We start from the raw sequence: 25,019 nt of genomic DNA on the forward strand, positions 1-25,019 counted from the left end.
GCGTCCCTCCCCCACAAAGCATTCCAAAGTGACAGATCTCCAATCAGTTGCCGGGCGTCACGGGTTCCTGCCTGTGAAGGCACTGCCGCAGGGCCGTCATATTGGCGGAGAGCATGCCCTTGCGCCAGACCAGTTCCGTGGTGGCCTTGCACAGGGGGTGTTGCAGCGGATGCACGGAAAGAATGCCTTCGGAGCGGCACAGGTGCAGCACTGATTCCGGCACAGCGCCCACGCCCATGCCGGCGGTGACGCCGCCCACAATGGCGTGGTAGGAGGCCAGTTCCGCTATGCGCTCCGGCTCGCGCCCGAAAGCCCGAAACCAGTTGACCAGACGGTTGCGGTAGGCGCAGCCGCCCTGAAAGGCCAGCACTGTCTTGCGCCCGATGTCGTCAGGGCAACGAATGGGGGCATGCCCATCCGGCGCGATGATCACCAGTTCTTCGGCAAAGGCGTCCATGCGCTCCAGTCTGTCGTCCTCGGGCATGTCCACCACAAAGGCCGCGTCCAGCCTGTTTTCCAGCATATCTTCATACAACGAGCGGCTGGTGCCGATGATCAGTTCCAGCGAGATTTGCGGGTAGCCCGCGTGCAGCCGCGCCAGCACTTCAGGCAGGCGTACGGCCGCCGCGCTTTCCAGCGCGCCGATACGGAATTTGCCGCCAGGGGCCATGCCCCTGACGCGGTCTTCGGCCTCATCCACCATTGCCAGTATCTTGCGGGCGTATCCGTACAGGGTCTGCGCCTTGTCCGTCGGGTAGAGCCGTTTTTTTTCCCGCAGAAAGAGCTGCACTCCCAGGTCTTCCTCCAACTGGAGAATGCGCGTGGTCACGCCCGAGGGCACACGGTTCAGTTCCTTGGCCGCGGCGGTAATGCTGCCCGCCTCCATAACGCTGACAAGGGTTCGCAGGTCTGCCAGTTCCATGTGTTCACCAATTTTGATGGTTATTGTCATTTTTATTCATTTGTAATGAATGTGACCATTATATAGTCTGCGTCAAAAGGCAAGCGGCGCGGTTGTATGCGTCGCGTTCAACCTGGTGGTAGGCGGACATGAAAGAGACGTGGAAGTTTTTGTGGCAGATGGCCATTCTGGCGGGTTTGTTCTGGGGTTCGGACTGGCTGGTGCGCGCCGTGGGCCTGCCGGTGCCCGGCAATGTTTTTGGCATTGTGGTGCTTTTTCTCCTTTTGCTCACGGGCGTCATCAAGGAGCGGCACATCAGCGCGGCGGCGAATTTTTTACTCAAGCACATGGTGTTTTTCTTTGTGCCCGTGGCCGTGGGCCTCATGCAGTGGGGCGGCGTTTTTTATGAGTATGGCTGGATATTGCTTGTGGCCATTGTCATCAGCGCCATTCTGCCCTTGCTGACCGTGGGGCTGCTGGGCAGGGCATTGCGCCGCAGGGCGCGCAAGAAGGAGGGCGAGTCGTGCAATCCTACGCAAGCATAAGCACGGTGCTGTGCATTCTGGGCACGTTGCTGGCCTATATGGCGGTGCGTGCGCTGTACCTGCGCTACAAGCACCCCCTGCTGAATATCGTGGCTCTTGGGGCCGCCGCCGTGATCATCGTGCTGGTGTTTTTTGATATTCCCTACGCGGTTTACGAACCCTCGGCGAAAATCATGACAGCCTTCATTGGCCCGGCCACGGTTGCGCTGGCTCTGCCCCTGTACCGTTACCGCCATGTGCTTTTGCGCTATGCGCTCGCCATCATGGGCAGCGTGTGCGCGGGAACCTTTGTGGCCATGTTTTCGGCGGGATTGCTGGCAAAGGTCGGCGGCCTGCCTCAGGAAGTGGTCATATCCATTCTTCCCAAGAGTTCTTCCATTCCTTTTGCCATCGAGGTCGCGGGGATGTACGGCGGCATACCGTCGCTGACGGCTGCCTTTGTGGTGGCCACCGGCACGCTTGGTTCCCTCATCGGCGGGTGGACCCTGAATCTGGCCCATGTGGCCGATCCCTTTGCCAGAGGGCTGGCCCTTGGCACGGTATCCCATGCCCAGGGCACGGCGGCGGCTTTGCAAGAAGGGGAAGAGCAGGGAGCCATGGGCGGGCTGGCGCTCATACTTGCGGGTATTTTTACCGCAGCCCTGGCTCCTGTTGCGGTATGGCTGCTGATGCGCGTGCCGGTTTTTGGCTAGAGCATTTTACCTTTGAAAAAGTGTAAATGCTCTAACGCTGCACGAAAGTGCAGCGCGCCACAAAGTGGTGTGGATTCAGCCGAAAATGCGATTTTCGGCTGAATGAACACTTTGAAATGTGAAGTATTTCAAAGTTAATCTGCTCTAGATGCAGAGTGCCGACTCATTGAAATGTCTTGTGGGGGAGGAGCCCCTTTTATAAAAGGGGCTCCTCCCCCACGCCCCCACCCTTTAAAATTTTTATTGTATCCTACAGTATTACAAAAAATTTTTCGGGATTGGAGCCGGGGTGCCGGACGGTGCGCCTGCTGTGTGAAAGAGATGATGCGTAATTTTTACTCATGTTGCGCAAAGTCGTGAGTAAAATTGCCGCACTCACAAGGTGAAGTCCTAATGGTGATTTTATTAATTATTTAAAAAAAGCAAATGGTTAAATAAATCTCTCATGTCTGGCACGGCTTTTGCCATTAGTTTGTTGCTCCCGCTAAAGGTGAAGCCGGCCAGCCTTCCAGGCAGGGGCTGACCGCAGATTGGATTGTCCACACCCTCCTCCTGTGACAACCCCGAAGCGTCAGGCGGGCGCTACCCAGAACGCCCGCCTGACGCCCATGCTCAACCCTGTGAGCTTCCTTGCAACCCCGCCCGGTCTGTACCGGGCGGGGTCTGTTTTTATGTCCGGCGGCGCTCCCCTGTCTTTCATTGAAGGTGTTCATTCAAGAGCATCATGAAGGAAGTGGAAACCGTCGTTATTGAAAAGGCATGAAGCAGTATGGCTCCATCAGTGAGCTTTCACGCCATTTTCAAATGGACCCAGCACTCTTTTTCGCAAGATCATGGCAATGGAGGCAGCAGGCACGGCGACCTTTGCCGGATGGTTGGGTATGCAGGGGGAAGGTGGCGACGCCATGCCCGCCAGGTGCGGCAGTTGCTGGCCCGTCCGCGAGCCGCACGAATGGCGACAGGGATTGCATGAAATAATCCCTGTCGCCACCCATGAGGTTTTATCAGTAGCTTTGCGCTGCAATGGTTTAGAAAGCAGGGGCGTTCGCGCCGAAACGGCTGAAGGTGCCGGAGCATTGCAGGCAGCGGACGGGGCTGCGTTTACGTATCACTCCGCCCGCCAGCCGTATGGGCGTCCCAGACGAAAATGTTCAAAATCCGCCGGGTGGCATTGCGCTGCCCGGTTTTTTTATGCCAGCTTCAGCATCATGGCCCCGCACGCCACAAGGACCACGGCGATTCCCCGCCAGAGCGTAAATTTTTCATGCAGCAGAAACACGGCCAGCAGCATGCCGAAAATAACCGAGGTTTCACGCAGGGCCGCCACCATGGCAATAGGGGCGATGGTCATGGCCCAGATGGCTATGCCGTATGACCCAAGACCGGCCAGGCCGCCAAAAAGCCCGATGGCGGCCCGTTTGCGCAGATACCGGGCGTAGCTCAGCCCATGCCGCCAGAAAATAAAGGTGTTCAGCGGAAAGATGTTGATCACGAAAATCCAGCAGGCGTAACTCACCGCGCTGCCACTGTGCCGGGCGCCCAGGCCGTCTGCCAGCGTGTAGCCCATGATGACAAAGGACGTGCGCAGGGAAAGCAATATGGCGCTTCTGTCCGCGCCGCGCCGCGCGTTGTCCCCGGCAAGACAGAAAATGCCGCAGCACAGCAGCAGTACGCCGCACCACGCGCCCAGGCTCAGCGACACGCCGAAAAAGAGCATGGCCAGTGACGTCAGCAACGGAGCGCATCCGCGCATGATAGTGTAGCTGAAAGAAAGGTCTGCTTTCTTATAGGCTTCCGCAATGCAGATATAGTACGTGAAATGGCAAATGCAGGACATGCCAAGGTATGCCCATGCCTCAGGCAGAAGGGGCGGCAGAAAAGGCACAATGCATGCCGCGCCAAGCCCTGCGCCCAGCGCGTTCAGGCCAGCTTCAAAAAGTTTGTTTTCACCGCCCTTGACAATGATATTCCATAATGCATGCAAAAGGGCGGCAAACAATACTGTAAGCACTATATAAGATGGCATGAAAAATCCACTACGCGCATCAGGCAGCTTTGGCAATCGGAAATTGCGGGTGAGTGGCTCTTGTAACTTCTGTATACGTTATCAGTAAAGCGCATTGAAGACGTAGTTCTCTTTTGGGTCTGGCTCCTGAGTGATGCATGCCACATCGCGGCATGGCGAAGTCGCGATTAAACCAGTTTCGGTTTATCTTCAAAAAAATCTCGCAAAGTAATGCTGTTGTGCATCCTTCGCGTGCCCCATTTGGGGAGACAGGCGGGAAATATTTTTATAACACTCTAAAATTAAATGTAATATTATATTGAGGGTCCTTGGCATATGTCTTGCTTTCTATCTTGGCATATGTCTTGCTTCCTGTGTTGTCACCACGGCGCTTGCCGTTGATGCCTTTTTATTGAACACCCGTAACCCCAAGGAGTCTTATAATGAAGTTTCAGGGTATGACTATCGGTGTGCCGATGGAAATCATGCACGGCGAACGCCGCGTGTCCGCAACTCCTGATACCGTCAAAAAGATGGTTGGCGAAGGCGCCACGGTTCTGGTCGAGAAGGGCGCGGGCGACGGCGCGTTCTTCTCTGACGCCGCCTATGTCGAAGCTGGCGGCAAGATTGTTGAAGACGTTCAGGAAATCTTTGCCAAGTCCGACGTGATCCTGAAGGTCAAGGAACCCCTGTTCAATAAAAAGGTGAACAAGCACGAAGCGGAAATGGTGCGTGACGGCCAGTACCTGATCACGTTCCTGCATCCCGCCGCGCCGGTGAACCATGAAATGATGAAGAAGCTGGCGGCCACGGGCGTGATCAGCATCACGCTTGACGGCATCCCGCGTATTTCGCGCGCCCAGGGCATGGACGCCCTGACCTCCATGAGCACCGTGGCCGGCTACAAGGGCGTGCTCATGGCCGCCAACCGTCTGGCCAAGTTCATGCCTATGGTGGGCACGGCCGTGGGCGTCATCAAACCCGCCAACGTGCTGGTCATCGGCACGGGCGTGGCCGGTCTTCAGGCCGTCGCCACGGCCAAGCGCCTTGGCGCCGTTGTGACCGCGGTGGACATCCGTCCCGACGCGCGCGAGCAGTCCACGAGCCTTGGCGCCAAGAGCTTTGACGTGGGCGTGCCCGCCGACGTGGCCATTGGCGAGGGCGGTTATGCCCAGCGCCTGAGCGACGAATGGCTGAACAAGGAACGTGAGGCCCTGAAGCCCCTGGTGAAGGATTCGGACATCATCATCCTGTCCGCCCTGATCCCCGGCAAGCTGGCCCCCATCCTGATCACCAAGGAAATGGTGGCCTCTATGGCTCCCGGCTCCAGCATCGTGGACATCTCCATCGACCAGGGCGGCAACTGCGAGCTGACCGAGGCCGGTGAAGTGGTGGTCAAGCACGGCGTGACCATTGACGGCACCAAGAACATCCCCGGCATGATGCCCACGAGCTCCACCTGGATGTTCGCCAACAACGTGTACCAGCTGCTTTCCTTCCTGGCCAGGGACGGCAAGATCGTGCTGGACAAGAGCGATCCCATCATCGAATCCACGCTGACCACCATCGACAAGCAGATTGTCCATCGTGGCGCGCGTGAGGCCATGGGGCTGTAAGTCTATAACTGAGTGCCCGGGCGGCAGGCGCCGCCCGGGCACTTGCGCATGGGCCCGGAAAAAAATTCAAGGAAGAGCATATGACCCCAATTACCCTGCTGGCAGTGTTCGTTGCCGCGACGCTGCTTGGCTACAAGATCATCAGCCATGTGCCAAGCCTGCTGCACACGCCCCTGATGTCGGCCATGAATGCCCTTTCGGGCGTCATCATTCTTGGTGCGGTGACGGCGACCTATCTTGCGGGCTCCGTCTTTTTCACCATCCTGGGCGCCATTTCCGTCGCCATGGCCATTGTGAACGTTTTCGGCGGGTTTGACATTACTCACAAGATGCTTCGAATGGTCGCCGGGAAAAAGAAGTAACCCTTCATTCTGGCCTTTGCTACAACCATAAATCAGAAGAAAGGGTTGCAGTGACATGAATGCACTAACCTACAACATCATTGCCGGACTTCTTGTGGCGTCAGTACTGTTTGGTCTGCGCCTCATGAACAAGGTTCCCACCGCGGTCAGGGGCAATCTTTTTTGCGCCTCGGCCATGGGCCTCGCCATTCTTGTGACCATGTTCAAGGATGGCTCCATGACGACTCCCACGCTCTGGCTGGCCATTGCCGTGGGCATGACGCTGGGGCTTACCCTGTCCAACAAGGTCAAGATGATCCAGATGCCGCAGATGGTAGCCTTTCTGCACGGCATCGGCGGCGGCGCCGCCGCCATTGTGAGCTTTCTTGTCCTGACGGACACGGGCGCGCCCACGGCCTTCGAGCGCGGCAGCGCCTGCCTGGCCATGGCCATGGGCATGACCACCATCACGGGCTCCTTTGTGGCCGCGGGCAAACTGCACCAGATCCTGCCGCAAAAACCCATTATCCTGCCCGACCACACCAGGATCATCCTGTCCATTCTGGGCGTTATGGGCTTTTCCGTGCTTATGGGCACGATGTTTCCGCACTTTCTGTTCGGCTTTTTCATCTTCATGATGCTCCTGTCGGGCACGGCCTTCGGCATCGGGTTCACCATCCGCGTGGGCGGAGCCGACATGCCCATCACCATTTCGCTGCTGAACTCCATGGGCGGCGTGTGCGCCGCCATCGCGGGTTTTGCGGTGAGCGATCCCCTGCTGGTGGCCATCGGCGGCATCATCGGCTCTTCGGGCTTTCTGCTGACGCGCATCATGTGCAAGGCCATGAACAGAAAGCTGCTGTCCATCCTGCTTGGCGAATCCTCTGTGGTCACGCCCGCCGGCAAGGCCGCGCCCAAGGCTGCCGCCGCCGCTGCTCCGGCCCCTGTCAAATCCACTGAGGCCGAAGTGGCCAGGCTGGTGCAAAACGCCAAAAACGTGATCATCGTGCCCGGCTACGGCATGGCCCTTGCCCAGGCCCAGTACAAGGTCAAGCAGCTCGCGGACCTTCTGGAAAGCAAGGGAGCCAGGGTGAGCTACGGCATCCATCCCGTTGCGGGGCGCATGCCCGGCCACATGAACGTGCTGCTCGCCGAAGCCAACGTGGACTACGAACATCTGCTTGAAATGGACACGGTGAACCCGATGTTCGCCGATGCCGACCTTGTGGTCATCGTCGGCGCCAACGACGTGGTGAACCCCGCGGCCAACAGCGCGGAAGGCACGCCCATTTACGGCATGCCCATTCTTGACGCCGAAAAGGCCAGGAACATCATCATCTGCAACTATGACAGCAAGCCGGGCTACGCCGGCGTGCCCAACCCCCTGTATGAACGCGCTGGCGTGCATCTCATGCTGGGCGACGCTGCCAAGACCTTTGATACCCTGCTGCACTACGCCCAGGGCAATGCTCCGGCCGAGCAAAGCGCCGCCCCGTCCGGCGGCGACAGCAAGGAAGCCGCGGCCGCCAGGCTGGTGCAGAACGCCAAAAGCGTGATTATCGTGCCCGGCTACGGCATGGCCCTTGCCCAGGCCCAGCACAAGGTCAAGCAGCTCGCGGACACGCTGGAAGCCGGTGGCGTCAAGGTGAGCTACGGCATCCATCCCGTTGCGGGGCGCATGCCCGGCCACATGAACGTGCTGCTCGCCGAAGCCAACGTGGATTACGAAAACCTGCTCGAAATGGATACCGTGAACCCGATGTTCGCGGAGACCGACCTTGTGGTGGTCATCGGAGCCAACGACGTGGTGAACCCGGCGGCCAATACGGCCGAGGGCACGCCCATCTACGGCATGCCCATCCTCAAGGCCGAGGAGGCCAAGGGCATCATCATCTGCAACTATGACGACAAGCCTGGCTACGCCGGCGTGCCCAACCCCCTGTATACCCGCGAGGGCGTGATCCTCATGACGGGCGACGCGGCCAAGACCGTGGACCGTCTGGTGAGCTTCGCCCAGGGCGAAAGCCCGGCGGCAGCCGCCCCGTCCGGCGGCGACAGCAAGGAAGCCGCGGCCGCCAGGCTGGTGCAGAACGCCAGAAACGTGGTCATCGTGCCCGGCTACGGCATGGCCCTTGCCCAGGCCCAGTACAAGGTCAAGCAGCTCGCGGACCTTCTGGAAAGCAAGGGGGCCAGGGTGAGCTACGGCATCCATCCCGTTGCGGGGCGCATGCCCGGCCACATGAACGTGCTGCTCGCCGAAGCCAATGTGGACTACGAACATCTGCTTGAAATGGACACGGTAAACCCGATGTTCGCCGACGCCGACCTTGTGGTCATCGTCGGGGCCAACGACGTGGTGAACCCCGCTGCCAACAGCGCGGAAGGCACGCCCATTTACGGCATGCCCATCCTCAAGGCCGAGGAAGCCAAAAACATCATCATCTGCAACTACGACGACAAGCCAGGCTACGCCGGTGTGCCCAACCCCCTGTATACCCGTGACGGTGTGATCCTCATGACGGGCGACGCCTCCAGGAGCTTTGACAAGCTGCTGGCCTATGCCCAGGGCGAAAACCCGGCGGGGTAAAGCGCGCAGGATAATAAGAAGGTTTTGTTCCTGCCGGAATCCATCCGTGCGGGACAGTGAACCGGGTGTGCCCTTTCTGTGTATGGGAGGACGCACCCGGTTTTTTATGTCTGACTGCAACGCGTACCTATGCGATTTCCCGCAGTAAAGCGGCAAGGCATCGTGGCATTCCGTTCAGAAAGGCGAGGATCATTTGCGTACTGCACAAGGTACTCTTCGCATAAAGGGCAAGTTTTTTTTGCATCAGATGAAGGACGTGTGACAATAATACTTATTTAATTAAGTAGGTTATATAATTGGCATGTTTGTTGCCATATTAGTGGCATGTGACCTTCAAGATGTCGCATCAGGCTTGCAGCGCGGACGGTAAGGGGCCGGTCGGTAGTAAAGAGTATTCTGAAAGCGCCTGCATCTGCGAGCCTTCTGTATGGAGTGTGCTGACTGTCCATCCTGAGAGAGCAGAGTACCTTTGAGGATAGACACTACTGTTTACGCCACGCCCGCTTTGGCGCCTGGCAGCGCGGATGGCCGCGCCTGCGCCTTCAAGGTGGGTGTCAGCTCACCAGCCGCCAGAGAAGTTCAAAGTGAATTTGCTCCGGCCCAAGAGATTACGTGGAACAGTGTTTTGTTCAAGATTTGTCCCATTGCTGCCAGCCCAAAACATTTAAGGGAGAGCATCCATGTCCGCAAAGAGTGCAAATGAATATGTCAGTGGCGATGTAAATACTGTATGGCATCATCTTACGCTGCATCAGGGCAATGCGCCCATGATCGTTTCTGAGGGGAAGGGGCTGTACCTTAAGGATATTAACGGAAAAGAATACCTTGACGCGACTTCCGGCGGCGTGTGGTGCGTCAATGTGGGCTACGGACGGGACAGGATCGCCGACGCTGCCGCCAATCAGATGAAAAAACTGCCTTTCTACGCAGCCAGTTGCGGTTCCCAGCCCGCGATCGAGTTTTCTGAAAAACTGCTTTCGCACATGCCCGGGCTTTCGCGCGTGTATATTTCAAGCAGCGGTTCCGAGGCCAATGAAAAAGCCTTCAAAATGGTGCGCCAGATTTCCCAGCTCAAGCACGGCGGTAAAAAGTATAAAATCATCTACCGCGACCGCGATTACCATGGCACCACCATCACCACCCTGAGCGCGTGCGGCCAGGAAGAGCGCCGTCTGCAGTATGGCCCCTTTACGCCCGGTTTTGTGGAATTTCCCGCTTGCCTGGCGTACCGTTCGCCCTATCCTGAAGGCACACAGAACTTGGGCGAAAAATTTGCCCGTGAACTGGAAGCCGTGGTGTTAAAGGAAGATCCTGATACCGTGGGCGCTGTTATTCTGGAACCCATCACTGCTGGCGGCGGCATTATCGTGCCCCCGGACGGCTATTTTGAGACCATTTCTGAAATATGCAAAAAGTACGGCTTGCTGCTTATCATTGACGAAGTGGTTTGCGGGCTTGGCAGAACAGGAACGTGGTTCGGCTATCAGCATTTCAATGTCAAACCCGACATCGTGACCATGGCCAAGGGCGTCGCCAGTGCCTACATGCCCATTTCCTGCACAGTGACGACTGAAGAGGTCTTTGCCGCCCTGCAGGATACTACCGACAAACTCTCCTACTTCCGTGACATCAGCACCTTTGGCGGTTGCCTTGCCGCTCCGGCCGCAGCCCTCGAAAACATCAAGATCATCGAAGAAGAAGGCCTGCTGGATAACGTTGTGGCTATGGGAGAATATTTGCAGCAGGGCTTGCAGGAGCTCCTTTCCTACAGCAATGTGGGTGATGTGCGTGGTAGGGGCCTCTTGCAAGGTATTGAATTTGTTGCCGACAAGGCTTCAAAAAAGCCTCTGGAAGAAGAAAAGGTCATCGCCGTTTGCGGAGCCATGGCCAAGCGCGGCGTGCTTGTGGGCAGAACCAACCGCAGCTTTGTGGGACGCAACAACGTGGTCAATCTGGCTCCGGCCTATATCGTGACCAAGGAGCAGATCGATACCATTCTCACAGCGTTGCACGAATCCATAGCCGAAGTTCTGGGGTAGGGCAGTCTGGCGCTTAAACTGCCTGGCTGACCAACGCGGTTTTCAGGAGCGTTAGAGCATTTTAACTTTGAAAAAGTTGTAAATGCTCTAACGCCGCACGAAAGCGCAGCACGCCACAACGTGGCGTGGATTCAGCCGAAAATGCGATTTGCGGCTGAATGAAAACTTTGAAATGTGAAGCATTTCAAACTTAATCTGCTCTAGTGCATCCGCCAGTGCAAAGAGCACCGGAAGACAGCGTTAACATACTTCAGATTGCATAGATTCAAGATACTTGGCTTCCGGTCGCACCTCCCTGACCTGCGGCGCCGCGGCCTGGGTAAGGGGGCAAAACACGGCACTGCTTTTTATGACGGCAAGTTTCGCCTTCCGTTCCTTGCACAAAAGCGCATGCCGCGGCCGGAAGCCAGATTTCAAAACCCGTAAACCCTGAAAACCCTTGGGGCCGCCTGTCAACCTTCCCAGGCGGCCCCTTTTGCGTTTCAGGCGCGGCCGCATCGGATGCGCGGCGTGCCGGGCGCTGGCTGCCGGGAAGGCCGACAGGCGGCGCACGCCTGAAAGCCTATTTGTGTTTTTTCTTTTCCATCACGGGAATGTGCAGCTGCTTGGCCTTGCGAACCACCGTGGACTGGCTGATTCCAAGCCTCGCCGCGGCCTTGTAGGTGCTGCCTGTGTCCGCCAGGGCTTCACGAATGAGGTTGCGCTCCAGATTCTCAACGGCCTCTTTGAAGGAAAGCGCTTCTTCCGACTGTTCCGGCCCTGAGTCCTCTTCTTCTTTTTTCAGCACGTCGCCCAGCAGGTAGGAGGGCAGATCGCGCATGGAAATGACGCTGCCTTCGGTCATGGCTGCCAGAAATTCCACAGCCGCCCGCAGTTCGCGCACGTTGCCCGGCCAGGAATGCTGGCAGAAACAGTCAATAACCCTTGGCGAAAATGTCTTTATGCTGTTGTAGCGGGCACATGCCTGGTCGAGAAAAAACATCATGAGGGAGGGGATGTCTTCTGGGTGCTCCCGGAGCGGAGGCATGCAGATGCTGAGCACGCGAAGGCGGTAGTAAAGGTCGGCCCTGAATCTGCCGTTGCCCACAAGCTGCTCCAGGGGCCTGTTGGTGGCCGCGATTATGCGCACGTCCACGCGGAGTTCCTTTTCACCGCCGATTTTTCGAAAACCCTGGCCGTCCAGAACGTGCAGGATTTTCGCCTGCATGCTCAAAGGCAGTTCGCCTATTTCGTCCAGAAGCAGGGTGCCTTTGTCCGCCAGTTCAAAATAGCCCTTTTTCCCCGAGCGGTTGGCGCCGGTAAAGGCCCCTTTTTCATAGCCGAACAATTCTGATTCGATGAGGGTCGCAGGGATGGCGGCGCAGTTGACGGAAATGAAGGGCCCCTTGGAGCGGAGGCTTTTCTGGTGAATGTAGGAAGCCGCATAGGTTTTGCCTGTGCCGGTTTCGCCCAGGATAAGGATGCCCGATGGAGCCCTGGCGGCTTTTTCCAATTCAATCATGCAGCGCCGCATGACCTTGCTGGTGGCTATGAGCGTTTTTTCGCTATTCTGGGGCGGGGCGAGCCCCCCTTCCTGCCGCAGAAAGGCGGTACGCTCGGCGTCGGCCAGCCGTTTTTGCAGGTTCTCAAGCTCCGTAATATCCCGGATGCAGGCCACTACCCGCCAGATATTGCCCTTTTTGTCAAAAATCGGGGTGCTGGTGTTGAGACAGCGGGTTCCGTTGGGATAGTCGTCAAATCTAGTGATAATTTTCCTTTGCTCCAGCGCCTCAAGCGTTACGGCCGCGGAAAACTTTCCTTCGAGCAAGGGGATGGAAACAGGTTTACCTATCATTTCCTCCGGCTCGATGTCGGCAATGCGCTTCAGAGCCTTGTTGACGTGCAGGGTGGTGCCGTTGCCGTCAATGATCCACAGGCCGTCATGCATGGAATCCATGATGGCGTGTAATTCCTGACTGATAAGGTGCAGGTCCGTTGTCTCTTCCGCCGGGTGAACTTCGTGCAACAGGACGAATCTTCGCCTGTCCGGGTCATCCACTGCGTGGGCGTTGCCAAGCCATTTCCAGCCAAGCGTCCAGCTGCCTGAAGCCAGTATCATGCCCATGCGGGACTCTGGAGAGCTCGCGCACACTCTGTCTACGAGGGCGTCGCCGCCATTTTGACGCAGCAGTTCAAGAAAAGAATGTTGTTGTCCGGGGGAGAGCGAAGCGCTGCTTTCAAAAAAGTTGGAAGTACTGCTGAAGCGCTGCGCAAGAAGACGAAATGAATGGTTGCATGCCTCTATAATCCATTGGTCACCTCGGCATATAACCGCACAGGTGTTTGCAGGCATGAGATTTAGGAGATCCATTAGGTAGAATATAGTTTTGTCCATATGGCATCCCTTCTGTCTTAAAAGACAGATGATTCGAAGCTGCATCGGACTTCGGGAAAAAGATGCTTTGTGAGGCAATACTGCATTAGCACTATAGAAGCCCCTGGTCAAGAAAGTTAATGTTTAAAATATGTTAACCATCTTAAGCCTCTGGAACGTTTCTTGTAATACTACGGTACAAGCTCCGGCGGCAAACAGGCTGGCCCCTTCGCCGGGAAATTGAAAAAACATGTGACCGACATTGCAAGCGGCGGGCCACGGCAACAACCCACGATCGGGCGTGTCGCTTGCCGGGCAGCGACTGCGAACACCTATCATGCACTTGTATTGGAGGATAAAATGCCCAAGATGACGCCCAGTGAGGCCATGACGGAAGTTCTGGTTCAGGAAGGAGTAAACCATGTCAGCGGCATTCTCGGTTCCGCGTTTATGGACATGCTGGACCTGTTTCCCGCAGCGGGGATCGACTTTATTTCAGTGCGCCACGAACAGACCGCCGGACATATGGAAGATGCCTACAGCCGTCTTACCGGCAGGGCCGGCGTGGTTATCGGCCAGAACGGCCCCGGCATCACCAACTATGTGACGGCTGTGGCCACGGCCAACATGGCGCATTCGCCCATGGTGGTTCTTTCTCCCAGTGCGGGCAGCATTTCCGTCGGTTGGGACGGTTTTCAAGAATGTGACACGTGGAATCTGTTTAAACCCATTACCAAGGCCTCGCTGCGCGTACCCCATCCCAAGCGCGCGGCCGACATCGTACGCACGGCTTTCCGCATTGCCTATGCCGAACGCGGCCCGGTGCTTGTGGACATCCCGCGCGACTATTTTTACGGCGAGCTGGATGAAGACATTCTGCATCCTTCGCAGTACCGCGTGGCTCCCGGCGGCATCGGCAACCCCGAGCATTTCGCGGCCGCCGTGGAAGTGCTGAAGAACGCCAAAAATCCGGTGATCATCTCCGGCCGCGGCGTGGTGGATTCCGGCTGCGTTGCCACCATCAAGGCCATGGCCGAATACCTTGGCGCGCCTGTGGCGACCACCTACCTGCACAACGACGCCTTCCCCTGCGACCATCCGCTGTGGACCGGCCCCATAGGCTACATGGGCTCCAAGGCCGCCATGCGCATCCTGCAGAAGGCCGACGTCATCCTGGCCGTGGGCACCAGGCTGTCCTACTTCGGCACCCTGCCGCAGTACGACATCAACTACTTCCCCAAGACCGCCAAGATCGTGCAGATCGACATCAATCCGCGCCACATCGCCAAGACGCATCCCGTGGCAGTGGGCCTGTGCGCCGACGCCAAGGACGCCTCCGAAGAACTGTTCGCGCGGCTGCGTCAGGCTGTGCCCGCCAAGACCGACCTGACCTACGTGCATAATATGGTGACGGACGAGCTGAACGGCTGGTATCAGGAAATCGCCCTTATCGCCGACGAACCCGTGGAAGCCGGACGCATGCATCCGCGCAAGGCTCTTGAAGTGGTGGGCAAGTTCGTCACCGACAACGACGCCATCGCCACCACGGACATCGGCAACACGTCCTCCACTGCCAACAGCTACCTGCGCTTCAAGAATCCCAAGCGCCATGTGGCCACGCTGACCTTCGGCAACACGGGCTTTGCCTATCAGGCCGCTCTGGGCGCGCAGCTTGCCTGCCCCGAAGACCTGACGGTAGCCATTGTGGGCGACGGCGCGTGGGGCATGAGCCTTTTTGAAGTGCCCACAGCCTGCCAGTACAATCTGCCCGTCATCGCCACCGTGTATAACAACGGGGCCTGGTGCGCCGAAAAGAAAAACCAGGTGGACTTCTATAACAACCGTTTTGTGGGCGCGGACATCTGGTCCAAGTCCTATGCCAAGATAGCCGAGGCCATGGGCGCCGACGGCTACACGGTCAACACGCAGAAGGATCTGGCCGAAGCCCTTGAAGCGGCCAAGAAGAACCGACGCCCCGCGGTTATTGAAGTAATGACTGACGGTACGCGGCTTGCGCCTCCCTTCCGCAGAGACGCGCTGGCCCTGCCGACCAGATATCTGCCGAAGTACGAACATCTCGACAAGTCGAACTTCAAATAGAGCGAAAAAGGGCGCGTCCGGGTAACACCGGGCGCGCCCTTTCGGTCATGGAGGCATCTGTAGCGCGTTGCGCCCCGGCAGCCCGAAATGGTCGGCCTGTTGATGAAACACATCAAATTTCAGGCAAGGCCGTGCGTCGGGTTCCGCCAAAGAACTCGGACAATGGAACCGCAAGACCGGCGCGTTTTCAGACAGGCGGGGCAGCCGCGTATTCTCAATCCAAAGGAGTTCGTTAGTGTCAGTCAAAACTCCACAGAAAATTCAGGTTCGTAATCTGACGAAGCGATTCGGAAACCTGACGGTTCTCGACAGGATCAATTTCAGTGTGGAAAAGGGAGAACTGGTCGCCATTGTCGGCCCTACCGGGTGTGGCAAGACCACGTTTCTCAATATGTTGTCAAAATTGATGCCCGCCACTGAGGGCAATATCCTTATTGACGGTGAAGAGGCCAACCCGCGTACGCATAATATTTCCTACGTTTTTCAGGAGCCGACCTGTCTGCCCTGGCGTACCGTGCGGGAAAATGTGGCCTATGGTATGGAAATCAAAGGGGTTCCACACGACGAGCGCATGAAGCGCAGCGACGCCATCATGGAACTGGTGGGGCTTTCAAGCTGCGCGAACCTGTATCCCAATCAGGTTTCGGCCAGCATGATCCAGCGTATCGCCGTCTCCAGAGCCTTTGCCGTTCAGCCGGACCTGCTGCTCATGGATGAGCCCTACGGGCAGCTTGACGTCAAGCTGCGCTACTACCTTGAGGACGAGCTGGTCAACCTGTGGCGCACGCTCCACAGCACCATCCTTTTTGTTACGCACAATATCGAAGAGGCCGTTTATGTGGCAGACCGCATTCTTGTGCTCTCCAATAAGCCCACGACCATAAAGTCTGAAATACATGTGGATATTGAGCGACCGCGCAAGCTGACGGATCCGCGCTTTGTGGAACTGCGCAGACAGGTGACCGAACTGATCCGCTGGTGGTAGCCATCAAGGCTTCGGAACCATCGAAGGAGACTACCGCATGGCTTATCAAGAAGTAAAAGTAAGACAGCCCCTGCTACTGACCATGTTGCCCGTTCTGAGCCTGGCCTCGTTCTTTTTCGGCTGGCAGGCTCTGGTTTCGTTCGGGATCATTCCCAATGAACTTCTGGCCTCGCCGACGCAGGTTTTTTATGCGTTTCTGGATAAACTGCACGATCCCATGCCGGACGGCGCGATACTTTCGGCGCATATCTGGACCAGCATCAAGGAGGCCTTTATCGGCTACAGCCTTTCCCTGCTGGTGGGCATCCCCCTGGGGCTGGCAATGGGCTGGTTTCGTGTCGTGGAGGGCCTTGTGCGGCCCATATTTGAACTGATCCGGCCAATCCCCCCCATCGCGTGGATACCCCTGACCGTCTTTTGGTTCGGCATCGACCTGACCGGCAAGGTTTTCATTATCTGGATCGCGGGCATAGTGCCTTGCGTCATCAACTCTTATGTGGGCGTGCGGATGACCAATCCCGCCTTGATCCAGATGGCGCGCACTTACGGCGCCAATGACTGGCAGATTTTCAAGGGCCTGTGCATTCCTTCGGCCCTGCCTATGGTTTTCGGCGCGTTGCAGATCGCTCTGGCCTACTGCTGGACCAACCTTGTGGGCGCGGAACTTCTGGCGGCGGATTCCGGCCTTGGCTACCTCATCACCATGGGCGGGCGTCTCATCCGTCCGGACATAGTGCTGCTCGGCATGATCTGCGTTGGGCTGTCCGGCGCCTTCATCGGCGTCATTATCGACTATATCGAAAAGACGCTGCTGGCCGGCATCAGGAGGTAGGCATGAGTTCGCACATTGCCAATGAAACCGTGGGGACAGTCAAGGAATCTCGGCCTTTGAGCGCCATGCTCATTCTTACCAATATCTATTTTTTGTACGGCGTTTCTTTGCTAACTTTCTTTGTGGTCTGGGATCGGGTGGCGGCCCTGAAGATTTTTGACGATTCGCTGGCCCGGCCCTCTGAAGTGGTCATGCAGATCAAGATGCTGATGACCATGAAGTTTGGCGGCACCAACCTTTGGGGGCATATCTGGGCCAGTACCCTGCGCGTGCTTATGGGGTTCAGCCTGGCCGCCGTTGTGGCCGTACCCCTGGGCCTGTTCATGGCCTTGAACAAATACGTCAACGCCATTGTCAAACCCCTTTTCGACCTCTTGAAGCCCATGCCGCCCATTGCCTGGGTGTCGCTGGCCATCCTGTGGTTCGGCGTGGGCGAGTTTGCCAAGGTATTTATCATTATCATCGGCACGTTCGTGCCTTGTCTGCTCAATTCCTACAACGGCATCCGCCTGGTGGAGCCGGAACTTTACGATGTGGTTCGCGTGCTTGGTGGCAACAGGAAGGACGAGATATTTCAGGTTTCCTTTCCTGCCTCTTTTCCTTCGGTGTTCGCCGGTCTGCAGATATCGATGAGCATCGCCTGGACGTGCGTGCTGGCGGCGGAACTGATGAATGCCCGCGACGGCATTGGCTTTCTTATCAAGCGTGGCATGGATACCCACCAGCCAGCCCTGGTGTTGAGCGGCATGATTCTTATCGCCGCTGCGGCCTGGTGCACTTCTCAGGTTCTGACCCTGATGGAACGCAAGTTCTGCCCCTGGCAGCGCAGTATCGATAACCTGTGATGCCTCTTAGCAGCGCAATTGAGGGAAACGGCATGGAAAAACTCATCAAGATTGAATGCAACGATATCAGCAAGACTTTTATCCAGAAGGGCACGGTTGAAGTTCCCGTCATAAAGGACGTGAGCCTGGCCGTGCACGAAAACGAGTTTCTGGTCATCCTTGGCCCCGGTCAGTGCGGCAAGTCCACGCTTTTGCGTATCATTGCCGGGCTTGAGGTGCCGGACAAGGGCTTTGTGACCATGCCCGACGGCCCCATCGTGGGTCCTGGCCCGGACAGGGGACTGGTTTTTCAGGGCTATATGCTCTTTGCCTGGGAAACTGTGTTCGGCAATGTGGAAATGGGCCTCAAGCTGCGCAAGGTGCCCAAGGCGGAGCGGCGCGAAATTACCATGCACTACATCAACATGGTCGGCCTTGCCGGTTTTGAAAACCACTACCCCCATCAGCTTTCCGGGGGCATGAAGCAGCGGGTGGGCATTGCCCGCGCGTATGCCAACAGCCCTGAGGTCATGCTGATGGACGAGCCCTTCGGGCAGCTGGACGCCCAGACCCGCATGTTCATGCAGCAAGAGATAACGAGCATATGGGAAAGGGAAAAACGCACCATCATTTTCGTGACCAACAACATTGATGAAGCCCTTTTTCTGGGGGACCGCATAGTCCTTATGGAAGGCAAGCTGCCGGGAACCATCAAGGAAGAGTTCAAGGTGGATCTGCCACGGCCCAGAGAACATACGGATATGGAGCTTCTTCATATGCGTGAGGTCATCACTGAGCGCACGGAACTTGTTTTGTAGGCCGTAAAGGCCGCCCGGGCGCAGTGCGCGGCAATGCCGCGCAGGCAAAGACCTAACCGGGCCTTACCGGCACTCCCGGTGTGGCTGGTATCGTGGGGGAACTATGGATACTGCGACATCACACGCTCTCATTCTCACCGCCGCGGCCGTGCTCGTATGGTATTTGGGCAGGGCGCTGCTTTTACGGACTGGAGGGCGCGGGACTGAAAGCGGAAGCCAACAGAAAGGCAAACCGTTATCCGCCGGAGATCTGGAAGCCGCATTGAAGGATCTTTATGCCCGCAGGGCGTGGTACCGTCTGGGAGTCATTGCGTGCTGCGTGCTGGCTCTGGTGGCGTACTTTTACGGCGGACACAGGCTGTTGCTGTTGGCACCGCTGCTGGTGGCCTGTTGGTGCCAGTACGGCATTTATAAACACAGAACCACGGGCCGCCTGACTGAACTCATGCAGCAGCGGCTGGGGAGGGCAAGTCTCGAAGGGGTCGCTCAAAACAAGCACCCCTAGTGTTTCAGCTTCCAGTAATCCGAAAGACAGTACCTTTCTTACACGCGGAGGTTTTTATGAAAAAGTTTTTTCTTCTGGCTGCCGTTCTGACTGCGGCCATGCTGTTGGGGGTCACCCTCTGTATGGCGGCAGAAAACCCGGTCAAACTCCGTTCTGCCTGGATGGACGAGCATGAAACCTTTCTTGTCTGGTATGCGCATGAAAAAGGGTGGGACAAGGAAGAAGGCATTGACCTTGACCTGCTGTACTTTGACTCCGGTATGGCCCAGCTCAACGCCCTGCCCGCTGGCGAGTGGGTGCTTTGCGGTACAGGCGCCGTGCCTGCCATGATGGGCAACCTGCGCTACAATACCTACGTCATAGGCATAGGCAATGACGAATCCATGACCAATGCCGTCATGGTGCGGCCCGACAGCCCCATTCTCAAGACCAAGGGCTACAACCCCAAGTATCCCGAGGTGTACGGCCATCCTGACGACGTGCGCGGCAAGACCATTCTTGCCACCACCGTGTCTTCTTCGCACTTTGCTCTCAGCCACTGGCTGCGCGTGCTGGGCCTCAAGGACAGCGACGTGACCATCAAGAATATGGACCAGGCGCAGGCGCTGGGTGCGTTCAGCACCGGCATCGGCGATGTCGTTTCCCTGTGGGCTCCCCATATGTATGTGGGCGAAGAAAAGGGTTGGAAGATCGCTGGCACTCCCCAGACATGCGGCGTGGGGCTGCCCATCAGCCTCATAGCCGACCAGAAGTGGGCTGACGCAAATCCCGATCTGGTGGCCAAGTTCCTGCGTGTGTATTTGCGTGCCGTCAACATGATCCAGAGCCAGATGAAAAAAGACCCCAAGGCGCTTGTGCCCGAATACAAGCGTTTCTTCCTTGAGTGGGCCGGCAAGAACTATTCTGACGAGATGGCCCTCAAGGACCTGCAGACGCACCCCGTGTTCAACTACGAAGAGCAGGTGGAACTGTTTGACGCCAGCAAGGGGCAGAGCACCGCGCAGAAGTGGCATGCCGACGTGGCCGCCTTCTTTGCCGAGGTTGGCCGCATCACCAAGGATGACCTCAAAAAGGTCGGTGACGGCAAGTACGCCACGGACAAGTTCCTGAAAAAAGTAAAGACGCCCATACCCGCCAACTGATCCAACTGCCGCCCGCCCCGCGTATGGCGGGGCGGGCGGCCTACGCAACACGTCGGACAGGACGCAAAGGCAATTCACTTACGCTCGGGAGGGCGACATGACGCAGATAACCATCAGAAACTATATTAACGGCCAATGGCAGGAGGAAACGGGAGTGCCCACAGTGCCCCTGTACAATCCTTCCACTGGCGAGCAGATTTCGCAGGTTCCCCAGTCCGGCCCAGAAACGTCCAAAATGGCTGTGGACACGGCGGCCGCGGCCTATCCGGGCTGGCGCAGGCTCTCCATCGGCAGGCGCGTGACCTATATTTATAAAATGCGCGAAGCCATGCTGCGGCGCAAGGAGCAACTGGCCCAGGCCATCGCGCTGGACCAGGCCAAGCATATCTCCGAGGCCAGAGGCGAAGTGCAGCGCGTGGTGGAAATACTGGAAGCTGCCGCTTGCGCTCCGGCCATGATGCAGGGGCAGACCCTGGACTACATTGCGACAAATATCAGCGGCAAGGTTGTCCGCGAGCCGTTGGGCGTCTTTGGCGGTGTGGCTCCCTTCAATTTTCCCGCCCTGGTTTTCGGCTGGTTTGTGCCGTATGCCATTGTGGCGGGCAACACCTTTGTGTTCAAGCCATCAACGCAGTCGCCCTATTTCATGCAGATCATGGGCGAAATTTTTACGGAAATAGAGCTCCCGCCCGGCGTGGTCAACATCATTCACGGCAACAGGGACATCCCCGGCTCCTGGTATGACGATGCGCGCATTTCCGGCATTTGCCTGGTAGGCTCAACGCCTACGGCTCAGAAAATGGCCGAGGGCTGCGCCCGCATGTGTAAGCGCTCCATGCTGCTCGGCGGGGCCAAGAACATGCTGGTGGTGATGGAAGATGCGGACCTCACGGTCTTTCGCGACAACTACCTGAACTCCTGCTACGGCTCCGCGGGTCAGCGTTGCCTGGCCGGTTCTCTGGTGGCTGCCGTGCCTGAAATTTACGACAAGGTTGTCGAGGTGATGGTTGAAGCCGCTTCCACCATCAAGGTGGGCGACGCTTTTGATCCTGACGTGTATATGGGGCCGCTCATTTCACGCAAGGCCGTGGACTTTGTGCACGCGTCGCTGGAGGCCGCCCTCGCGCACGGCCAGGGCTGCGCGCTGGCGTTGGACCGCCGCGAGCTGGACCTGCCGGAGAAAAACAAGAAGGGCTTTTTTGTCGGCCCCATCATCGTCAAGGACCTCACGCCCTGCAATCCGCTGTTCACCACCGAAGTGTTCGGCCCCATTGTGGGAACCATCAAGATCGCGGACATGGACGATGCCCTGGACCTGATACGCAGGTCCGAGTTTGGCAACGGCGCCTGCATCTTCACCCAAAGCCAGTTCTATGCCGAAAAATTCAGCCGCGAGGCCGATGTGGGCATGGTGGGCGTCAATGTGGGCATCTGCGCGCCGCATCCGTACATTCCCTTCGGCGGCATCAAGGGATCGCTCCTTGGCGTCAACAAGGTACAGGGGCGCGAAGGCTTCGATTTCTTCACCCAGAACAAGGTTACGACCATTCGCACCATTGATCCCCATGCGCATGCGCATGGCGGAGCACCCGCCAGCAAGTTCGTGAGATCTTGTGTAGCGTCGTAAGCTACAGGCGTTGTTCCTCCTCCAGAAGGCCAGCCCCTTTTTCACGCGGGGGGGCTGGCCGACTGCGTGTTGCGGTGTTTTGGCGGCGCCATGGGCGGTTCTTTCAGAGGTAGCGTGCTGCTGCCGTGTAATATTCGCACGGCAGGGCATCAGGAACCACAAAGGCGTGGCCTCCGCATCACACAGATGCGGAGGCCGCGCCCTGGGTTTTGATTGGAAGGCTGGCCTGTTCAGATGCGGACTGCTTACGGCTGATTGCGGGCCGTTGGTCAGCTAGAGCAGATTAACTTTGAGAATATACATTCTCAAAGTTTAAGGCACGCTCACTTCGGCGTTTAACCGCGCAGATAAACTGCGCTGACGCCTCCGTAGCGAACGTCTGCTCACGCAGCCGTCAGAGCAATTTAAAAGTTAAATTGCTCTAGAGCAGATTAACTTTGAAATGCTACACATTTCAAAGTGTTCATTCAGCCGCTCTCGCTCTGTTCATGAGGCTCGCGTGGCACGCTGTGCGGGCAAGTGCTGTGGACGCATGCTATTCCACGCGCTTGAATACCAGCTGGTCGAATTTTCCGTCTGCCTTGCCGTCATTTTTAAGTATGATGGTGTTGGGGTCCTTGAGCACAAAGTCGAGGGTGTTGCCTTTGTCGTTTTTGAGGGTGATGGTGTTGCCCTTGTCGGCCACGACGGTGAATCCCCCGGTATAGGCAATGCCGCCAAGCGCGAAGGCAATGGTCTTGTTTCTGGCGTCAACGTCCACACGAAGGTTCTGCACCAGACCTTCAAGCATTTTGGTTACAAAGGGAATATCGGCAAAATCTTTCCGCACTTCGGGGCTTGCCAGCGCCACAGTGGCCGCAGGGTCGCCCCGCCACTTGCCGTCAAGCTTTTCAAGATTGCTGCCGCAACCTGTCAGCAGCAGGACTATAAAGAGCCAGGCAAATTTTTTCATGATAAAACCTCCCGCAGCGGGCTATGGGCCCATCTGCTTTTTGGCGTTCATTTCCGTGTTGATGCAACTCTGCATGACCGTGTAACTTCCCCGGCCTGTCTGCGCCACATCCGTGCAGTGGCGCAGAATGTTTTCCGGCACGTCAGTCATGGTTGCAATGGCCGTTCTGGCCTCCCGCTCCGCATCAAAGCAGCCGGATTCGATAAGGGGGCTGCCCATGGCGACGCCTTTGCAGTAGGCGGGAATATCAAATTCAGGCATAAGGCCTGTGTTCTGTCTGTTTTTGCCGACTTTTTGGGGGCCCTCCGTGGCGGCGGCGTATCCTGCCAGCACGCCCGCCATCATGGCGGTCTGCTCCGGGCCAGGCTCCTGCCCCTGCTTGCGATATTCCGCGCCAAGCCAGGCTGTCAGCTCTTTTACCTCGTCATCTGTCAGAGGGCAGGGCGGCAACCCTTCTTTTTTCTGGGCCTGAAAGGCCCACATGCCTGCGGCCAGCTTGCGGAGGCTGTCCTGCGGGTCGGCCTGGGCCGGGGTGCACAGGAGCGCCGCCACCAGGACGGAAAACAGGTTGACACATAATTTTCGCACGCCATCCTCCCGGTGGGCTTTCCTGTGCAAAGGCTAGCGTCATTTGCTTTGAATAGCCAGCAGGTATCCGTCATTTCGCGGTGGGGCGGCGCTACCTGGCGCGGGCAGCAGCAGGCTTGTGGCGCGTACCGGCGCGTCTGCCTTCACGGGTGCCGTCATATGGGCCGTGGTGCACGAAAGGGGTGTGCAATCAGGACTGCGACAGCAGCAGGCCTATGTCCATCTGTTCAGCGTCTGTACCGGCAAGTGACCGTTCAATCTCAAGCCCCGGCTGTTCGCTCAGGTCCCGCAGTTGGGGCCGTATGGATTTTCCGTCAGGGCTCAGGGCGATTATGACGGTGGGCAGGGCCGGAAAGTCCGGGTTTGAGTGGCAAACCACGCCGCGCTCTCCGTTCGACAGCTGCACGGGCGTTCCGGCCGGGTAGATTCCCAGCATCTTGATGAAGCGCTCCACATAGCCTGGCGCCCATACCTGGCTCCGCATCTTGTACATGACAGCCAGGGCCACATTGGCAGGCATGGGTTCTTTGTAGACTCTCTGGGATGAAAGGGCGTCATAATGGTCGCTCAGCGAGAGGATGAGGCCATAGATGCTTATGGTATTGCCTTTCAGGCGGTTAGGGTACCCTGTGCCATTGTACCGCTCATGATGCTGCATCACGCCTTGCAGTATTTCGTGGTTTGCGTCTTTGTCCCTGGCGAGGTGGGCGAACCCAAGCTCCACATGGGCCTGCATGACTGTCCGTTCCGCAGGGGTGAGCTTGCGCGGGGCGTTCAGTATTGCCTGAGGAATGAATATCTTACCGTAATCATGAAAAAGCCCGGCCAGCCCAACGAGGGGCAGCTTGTCTTTCGGCAGCCCGAGATATTGGGCATATGCTATGGACAATATGGCTACGTTGACAGAATGCGTGTGGGCGCATTGGTCGCTTTTTTTAAGCTTTGTCAGTGCGATGAGCGCGTCCCGATTGCGGCTGAGGCTCTGGATGACAGCCTCGATATAGGGCCGCGAGGCCGCCATGTCCACGGGTTTTACCTGGGTATCCTGCATCAGGTCCTGTATGTGCTCAAATGCATCGGCGTATGTCGCTCTTGCCCTGGGTATTTCGTCCCCCAGTGAAGCCGCGGAAACGGACTGGCCCGGCCATGGGATGTTGGCGGTAGAAAGCCCGTCGTCAAGGTCATGGCATTGGCGGAACCGGCTGGGGTCGTGGCAGACCTCAGTATAGCCCTGCCTGACAATGTCTGAAATGGCGCTTTGCGTGGCAAGAAATCCTTCCTGCGCATAGAGCAGGGGGGATTCAAGCCATGAGATGCCGGGATTGACGATATACATTCCTGGTACAGCGTCCGAGAGGGCTATTATGGCGGTGTTTGTGCGTTCAGTCATATTTTACAACGTGTGCCATGACAGAGCTCTTGCGCATCAGGCATGTTTTGCCCGTAAACCACGCCACGAAGGGGCGGCGAGTCAAAAGGCAATGGAGTGGCGCATGTCGGGCTGCGCGCACACAGCACGCAGCCGGTTTCAGCGGGCATCAGAAAACAGAGAATTTCAGCATGCCGC

Annotated in this window: 21 protein-coding genes; 14 read left to right on the top strand and 7 right to left on the bottom strand. The window is 57.4% G+C overall.

From position 1 onward, the window contains the following. Positions 1–43: 43 nt before the first annotated feature. On the bottom strand, positions 44–952 hold the full coding sequence (locus ACZ5DH_RS13390; RefSeq protein WP_464254749.1) for a LysR substrate-binding domain-containing protein: 909 nt from the start codon (positions 950–952) through the stop codon (positions 44–46). Between the two features lie 98 nt (positions 953–1,050). On the opposite strand from ACZ5DH_RS13390, the gene ACZ5DH_RS13395 reads away from it, so the two are divergent. Together ACZ5DH_RS13395 and ACZ5DH_RS13400 are read left to right on the top strand one after the other, a co-directional pair. Then, positions 1,051–1,446 carry a CidA/LrgA family protein gene (locus ACZ5DH_RS13395; protein WP_464254750.1) on the top strand — a complete coding sequence of 132 codons (396 nt, stop codon included), beginning with the start codon at positions 1,051–1,053 and terminating at the stop codon, positions 1,444–1,446. Then, on the top strand, positions 1,425–2,138 hold the full coding sequence (locus ACZ5DH_RS13400) for an LrgB family protein (protein ID WP_464254751.1): 714 nt from the start codon (positions 1,425–1,427) through the stop codon (positions 2,136–2,138). Before ACZ5DH_RS13395 ends, ACZ5DH_RS13400 begins: the two co-directional genes overlap by 22 nt. 405 nt (positions 2,139–2,543) lie before the next feature. Here the strand turns inward: ACZ5DH_RS13400 and ACZ5DH_RS13405 are convergent, their stop codons facing one another. Together ACZ5DH_RS13405 and ACZ5DH_RS13410 are read right to left on the bottom strand one after the other, a co-directional pair. Next, entirely contained in the window at positions 2,544–2,681 is a 138-nt protein-coding gene (locus tag ACZ5DH_RS13405) for a hypothetical protein (RefSeq protein ID WP_464254752.1), read from the bottom strand. Positions 2,682–3,327: 646 nt separating this feature from the next. Next, positions 3,328–4,164, bottom strand: coding sequence for an EamA family transporter (locus ACZ5DH_RS13410; protein ID WP_464254753.1), 837 nt, complete (start codon positions 4,162–4,164; stop codon positions 3,328–3,330). A gap of 422 nt (positions 4,165–4,586) precedes the next feature. Here ACZ5DH_RS13410 and ACZ5DH_RS13415 point away from each other — a divergent pair, with 422 nt between their 5' ends. From ACZ5DH_RS13415 to ACZ5DH_RS13430, 4 genes are all read left to right on the top strand, one after another. Continuing rightward, positions 4,587–5,759: an NAD(P) transhydrogenase subunit alpha gene (locus ACZ5DH_RS13415; RefSeq protein ID WP_464254708.1), complete on the top strand. Its 1,173-nt coding sequence runs from the start codon at positions 4,587–4,589 to the stop codon at positions 5,757–5,759. An 80-nt stretch (positions 5,760–5,839) separates the two neighbouring features. Beyond that, a complete protein-coding gene (locus ACZ5DH_RS13420) occupies positions 5,840–6,121 on the top strand; it encodes an NAD(P) transhydrogenase subunit alpha part 2 (protein WP_179980264.1) in 282 nt (93 codons plus the stop codon). Positions 6,122–6,176: 55 nt separating this feature from the next. Next, positions 6,177–8,687 carry an NAD(P)(+) transhydrogenase (Re/Si-specific) subunit beta gene (locus tag ACZ5DH_RS13425; RefSeq protein WP_464254754.1) on the top strand — a complete coding sequence of 837 codons (2,511 nt, stop codon included), beginning with the start codon at positions 6,177–6,179 and terminating at the stop codon, positions 8,685–8,687. A 680-nt stretch (positions 8,688–9,367) separates the two neighbouring features. After that, on the top strand, positions 9,368–10,726 hold the full coding sequence (locus tag ACZ5DH_RS13430; protein ID WP_464254755.1) for an aminotransferase family protein: 1,359 nt from the start codon (positions 9,368–9,370) through the stop codon (positions 10,724–10,726). 562 nt (positions 10,727–11,288) lie between these two features. On the opposite strand, the gene ACZ5DH_RS13435 is transcribed toward ACZ5DH_RS13430, so the two are convergent. Further along, positions 11,289–12,830 (bottom strand): sigma-54 interaction domain-containing protein, encoded by a 1,542-nt coding sequence (locus ACZ5DH_RS13435; RefSeq protein ID WP_464254756.1) that lies wholly within the window; start codon positions 12,828–12,830, stop codon positions 11,289–11,291. A 609-nt stretch (positions 12,831–13,439) separates the two neighbouring features. On the opposite strand from ACZ5DH_RS13435, the gene xsc reads away from it, so the two are divergent. The 8 genes from xsc (at position 13,440) to ACZ5DH_RS13475 (ending at position 21,912) form a co-directional block, all read left to right on the top strand. Further along, positions 13,440–15,179, top strand: a complete 1,740-nt coding sequence (gene xsc, locus ACZ5DH_RS13440; RefSeq protein WP_464254757.1) for a sulfoacetaldehyde acetyltransferase — start codon at positions 13,440–13,442, stop codon at positions 15,177–15,179. A 235-nt stretch (positions 15,180–15,414) separates the two neighbouring features. Continuing rightward, on the top strand, positions 15,415–16,164 hold the full coding sequence (locus ACZ5DH_RS13445) for an ABC transporter ATP-binding protein (RefSeq protein ID WP_464254758.1): 750 nt from the start codon (positions 15,415–15,417) through the stop codon (positions 16,162–16,164). A gap of 37 nt (positions 16,165–16,201) precedes the next feature. Further along, positions 16,202–16,996 carry an ABC transporter permease gene (locus tag ACZ5DH_RS13450; RefSeq protein ID WP_464254759.1) on the top strand — a complete coding sequence of 265 codons (795 nt, stop codon included), beginning with the start codon at positions 16,202–16,204 and terminating at the stop codon, positions 16,994–16,996. A 2-nt stretch (positions 16,997–16,998) separates the two neighbouring features. Further along, positions 16,999–17,841, top strand: a complete 843-nt coding sequence (locus ACZ5DH_RS13455; protein WP_464254760.1) for an ABC transporter permease — start codon at positions 16,999–17,001, stop codon at positions 17,839–17,841. 32 nt (positions 17,842–17,873) lie between these two features. Then, entirely contained in the window at positions 17,874–18,638 is a 765-nt protein-coding gene (locus ACZ5DH_RS13460; RefSeq protein WP_464254761.1) for an ABC transporter ATP-binding protein, read from the top strand. 103 nt (positions 18,639–18,741) lie between these two features. Then, positions 18,742–19,143, top strand: a complete 402-nt coding sequence (locus tag ACZ5DH_RS13465; RefSeq protein WP_464254762.1) for a hypothetical protein — start codon at positions 18,742–18,744, stop codon at positions 19,141–19,143. A gap of 56 nt (positions 19,144–19,199) precedes the next feature. Further along, on the top strand, positions 19,200–20,285 hold the full coding sequence (locus tag ACZ5DH_RS13470) for an ABC transporter substrate-binding protein (RefSeq protein ID WP_464254763.1): 1,086 nt from the start codon (positions 19,200–19,202) through the stop codon (positions 20,283–20,285). 97 nt (positions 20,286–20,382) lie between these two features. Further along, complete coding sequence (locus tag ACZ5DH_RS13475; protein WP_464254764.1) at positions 20,383–21,912, top strand: aldehyde dehydrogenase family protein; 1,530 nt, start codon at positions 20,383–20,385, stop codon at positions 21,910–21,912. A gap of 535 nt (positions 21,913–22,447) precedes the next feature. On the opposite strand, the gene ACZ5DH_RS13480 is transcribed toward ACZ5DH_RS13475, so the two are convergent. From ACZ5DH_RS13480 to ACZ5DH_RS13490, 3 genes are all read right to left on the bottom strand, one after another. Next, positions 22,448–22,864, bottom strand: coding sequence for a hypothetical protein (locus tag ACZ5DH_RS13480; protein WP_464254765.1), 417 nt, complete (start codon positions 22,862–22,864; stop codon positions 22,448–22,450). A 21-nt stretch (positions 22,865–22,885) separates the two neighbouring features. Continuing rightward, on the bottom strand, positions 22,886–23,452 hold the full coding sequence (locus ACZ5DH_RS13485) for a hypothetical protein (RefSeq protein WP_464254766.1): 567 nt from the start codon (positions 23,450–23,452) through the stop codon (positions 22,886–22,888). Between the two features lie 190 nt (positions 23,453–23,642). After that, positions 23,643–24,842 (bottom strand): HD-GYP domain-containing protein, encoded by a 1,200-nt coding sequence (locus ACZ5DH_RS13490; protein WP_464254767.1) that lies wholly within the window; start codon positions 24,840–24,842, stop codon positions 23,643–23,645. Between the last annotated feature and the right edge of the window lie 177 nt (positions 24,843–25,019).

The organism is Desulfovibrio simplex, assembly GCF_055387835.1.

Coding starts and splice junctions, on each gene's coding strand:
- ACZ5DH_RS13390 (WP_464254749.1), bottom strand. CDS start 952: ATGACAATAACCATCAAAATTGGTGAACACATGGAACTGGCAGACCTG.
- ACZ5DH_RS13395 (WP_464254750.1), top strand. CDS start 1,051: ATGAAAGAGACGTGGAAGTTTTTGTGGCAGATGGCCATTCTGGCGGGT.
- ACZ5DH_RS13410 (WP_464254753.1), bottom strand. CDS start 4,164: ATGCCATCTTATATAGTGCTTACAGTATTGTTTGCCGCCCTTTTGCAT.
- ACZ5DH_RS13415 (WP_464254708.1), top strand. CDS start 4,587: ATGAAGTTTCAGGGTATGACTATCGGTGTGCCGATGGAAATCATGCAC.
- ACZ5DH_RS13420 (WP_179980264.1), top strand. CDS start 5,840: ATGACCCCAATTACCCTGCTGGCAGTGTTCGTTGCCGCGACGCTGCTT.
- ACZ5DH_RS13425 (WP_464254754.1), top strand. CDS start 6,177: ATGAATGCACTAACCTACAACATCATTGCCGGACTTCTTGTGGCGTCA.
- ACZ5DH_RS13430 (WP_464254755.1), top strand. CDS start 9,368: ATGTCCGCAAAGAGTGCAAATGAATATGTCAGTGGCGATGTAAATACT.
- ACZ5DH_RS13435 (WP_464254756.1), bottom strand. CDS start 12,830: ATGGGCATGATACTGGCTTCAGGCAGCTGGACGCTTGGCTGGAAATGG.
- xsc (WP_464254757.1), top strand. CDS start 13,440: ATGCCCAAGATGACGCCCAGTGAGGCCATGACGGAAGTTCTGGTTCAG.
- ACZ5DH_RS13450 (WP_464254759.1), top strand. CDS start 16,202: ATGGCTTATCAAGAAGTAAAAGTAAGACAGCCCCTGCTACTGACCATG.
- ACZ5DH_RS13455 (WP_464254760.1), top strand. CDS start 16,999: ATGAGTTCGCACATTGCCAATGAAACCGTGGGGACAGTCAAGGAATCT.
- ACZ5DH_RS13460 (WP_464254761.1), top strand. CDS start 17,874: ATGGAAAAACTCATCAAGATTGAATGCAACGATATCAGCAAGACTTTT.
- ACZ5DH_RS13465 (WP_464254762.1), top strand. CDS start 18,742: ATGGATACTGCGACATCACACGCTCTCATTCTCACCGCCGCGGCCGTG.
- ACZ5DH_RS13470 (WP_464254763.1), top strand. CDS start 19,200: ATGAAAAAGTTTTTTCTTCTGGCTGCCGTTCTGACTGCGGCCATGCTG.
- ACZ5DH_RS13475 (WP_464254764.1), top strand. CDS start 20,383: ATGACGCAGATAACCATCAGAAACTATATTAACGGCCAATGGCAGGAG.
- ACZ5DH_RS13480 (WP_464254765.1), bottom strand. CDS start 22,864: ATGAAAAAATTTGCCTGGCTCTTTATAGTCCTGCTGCTGACAGGTTGC.
- ACZ5DH_RS13490 (WP_464254767.1), bottom strand. CDS start 24,842: ATGACTGAACGCACAAACACCGCCATAATAGCCCTCTCGGACGCTGTA.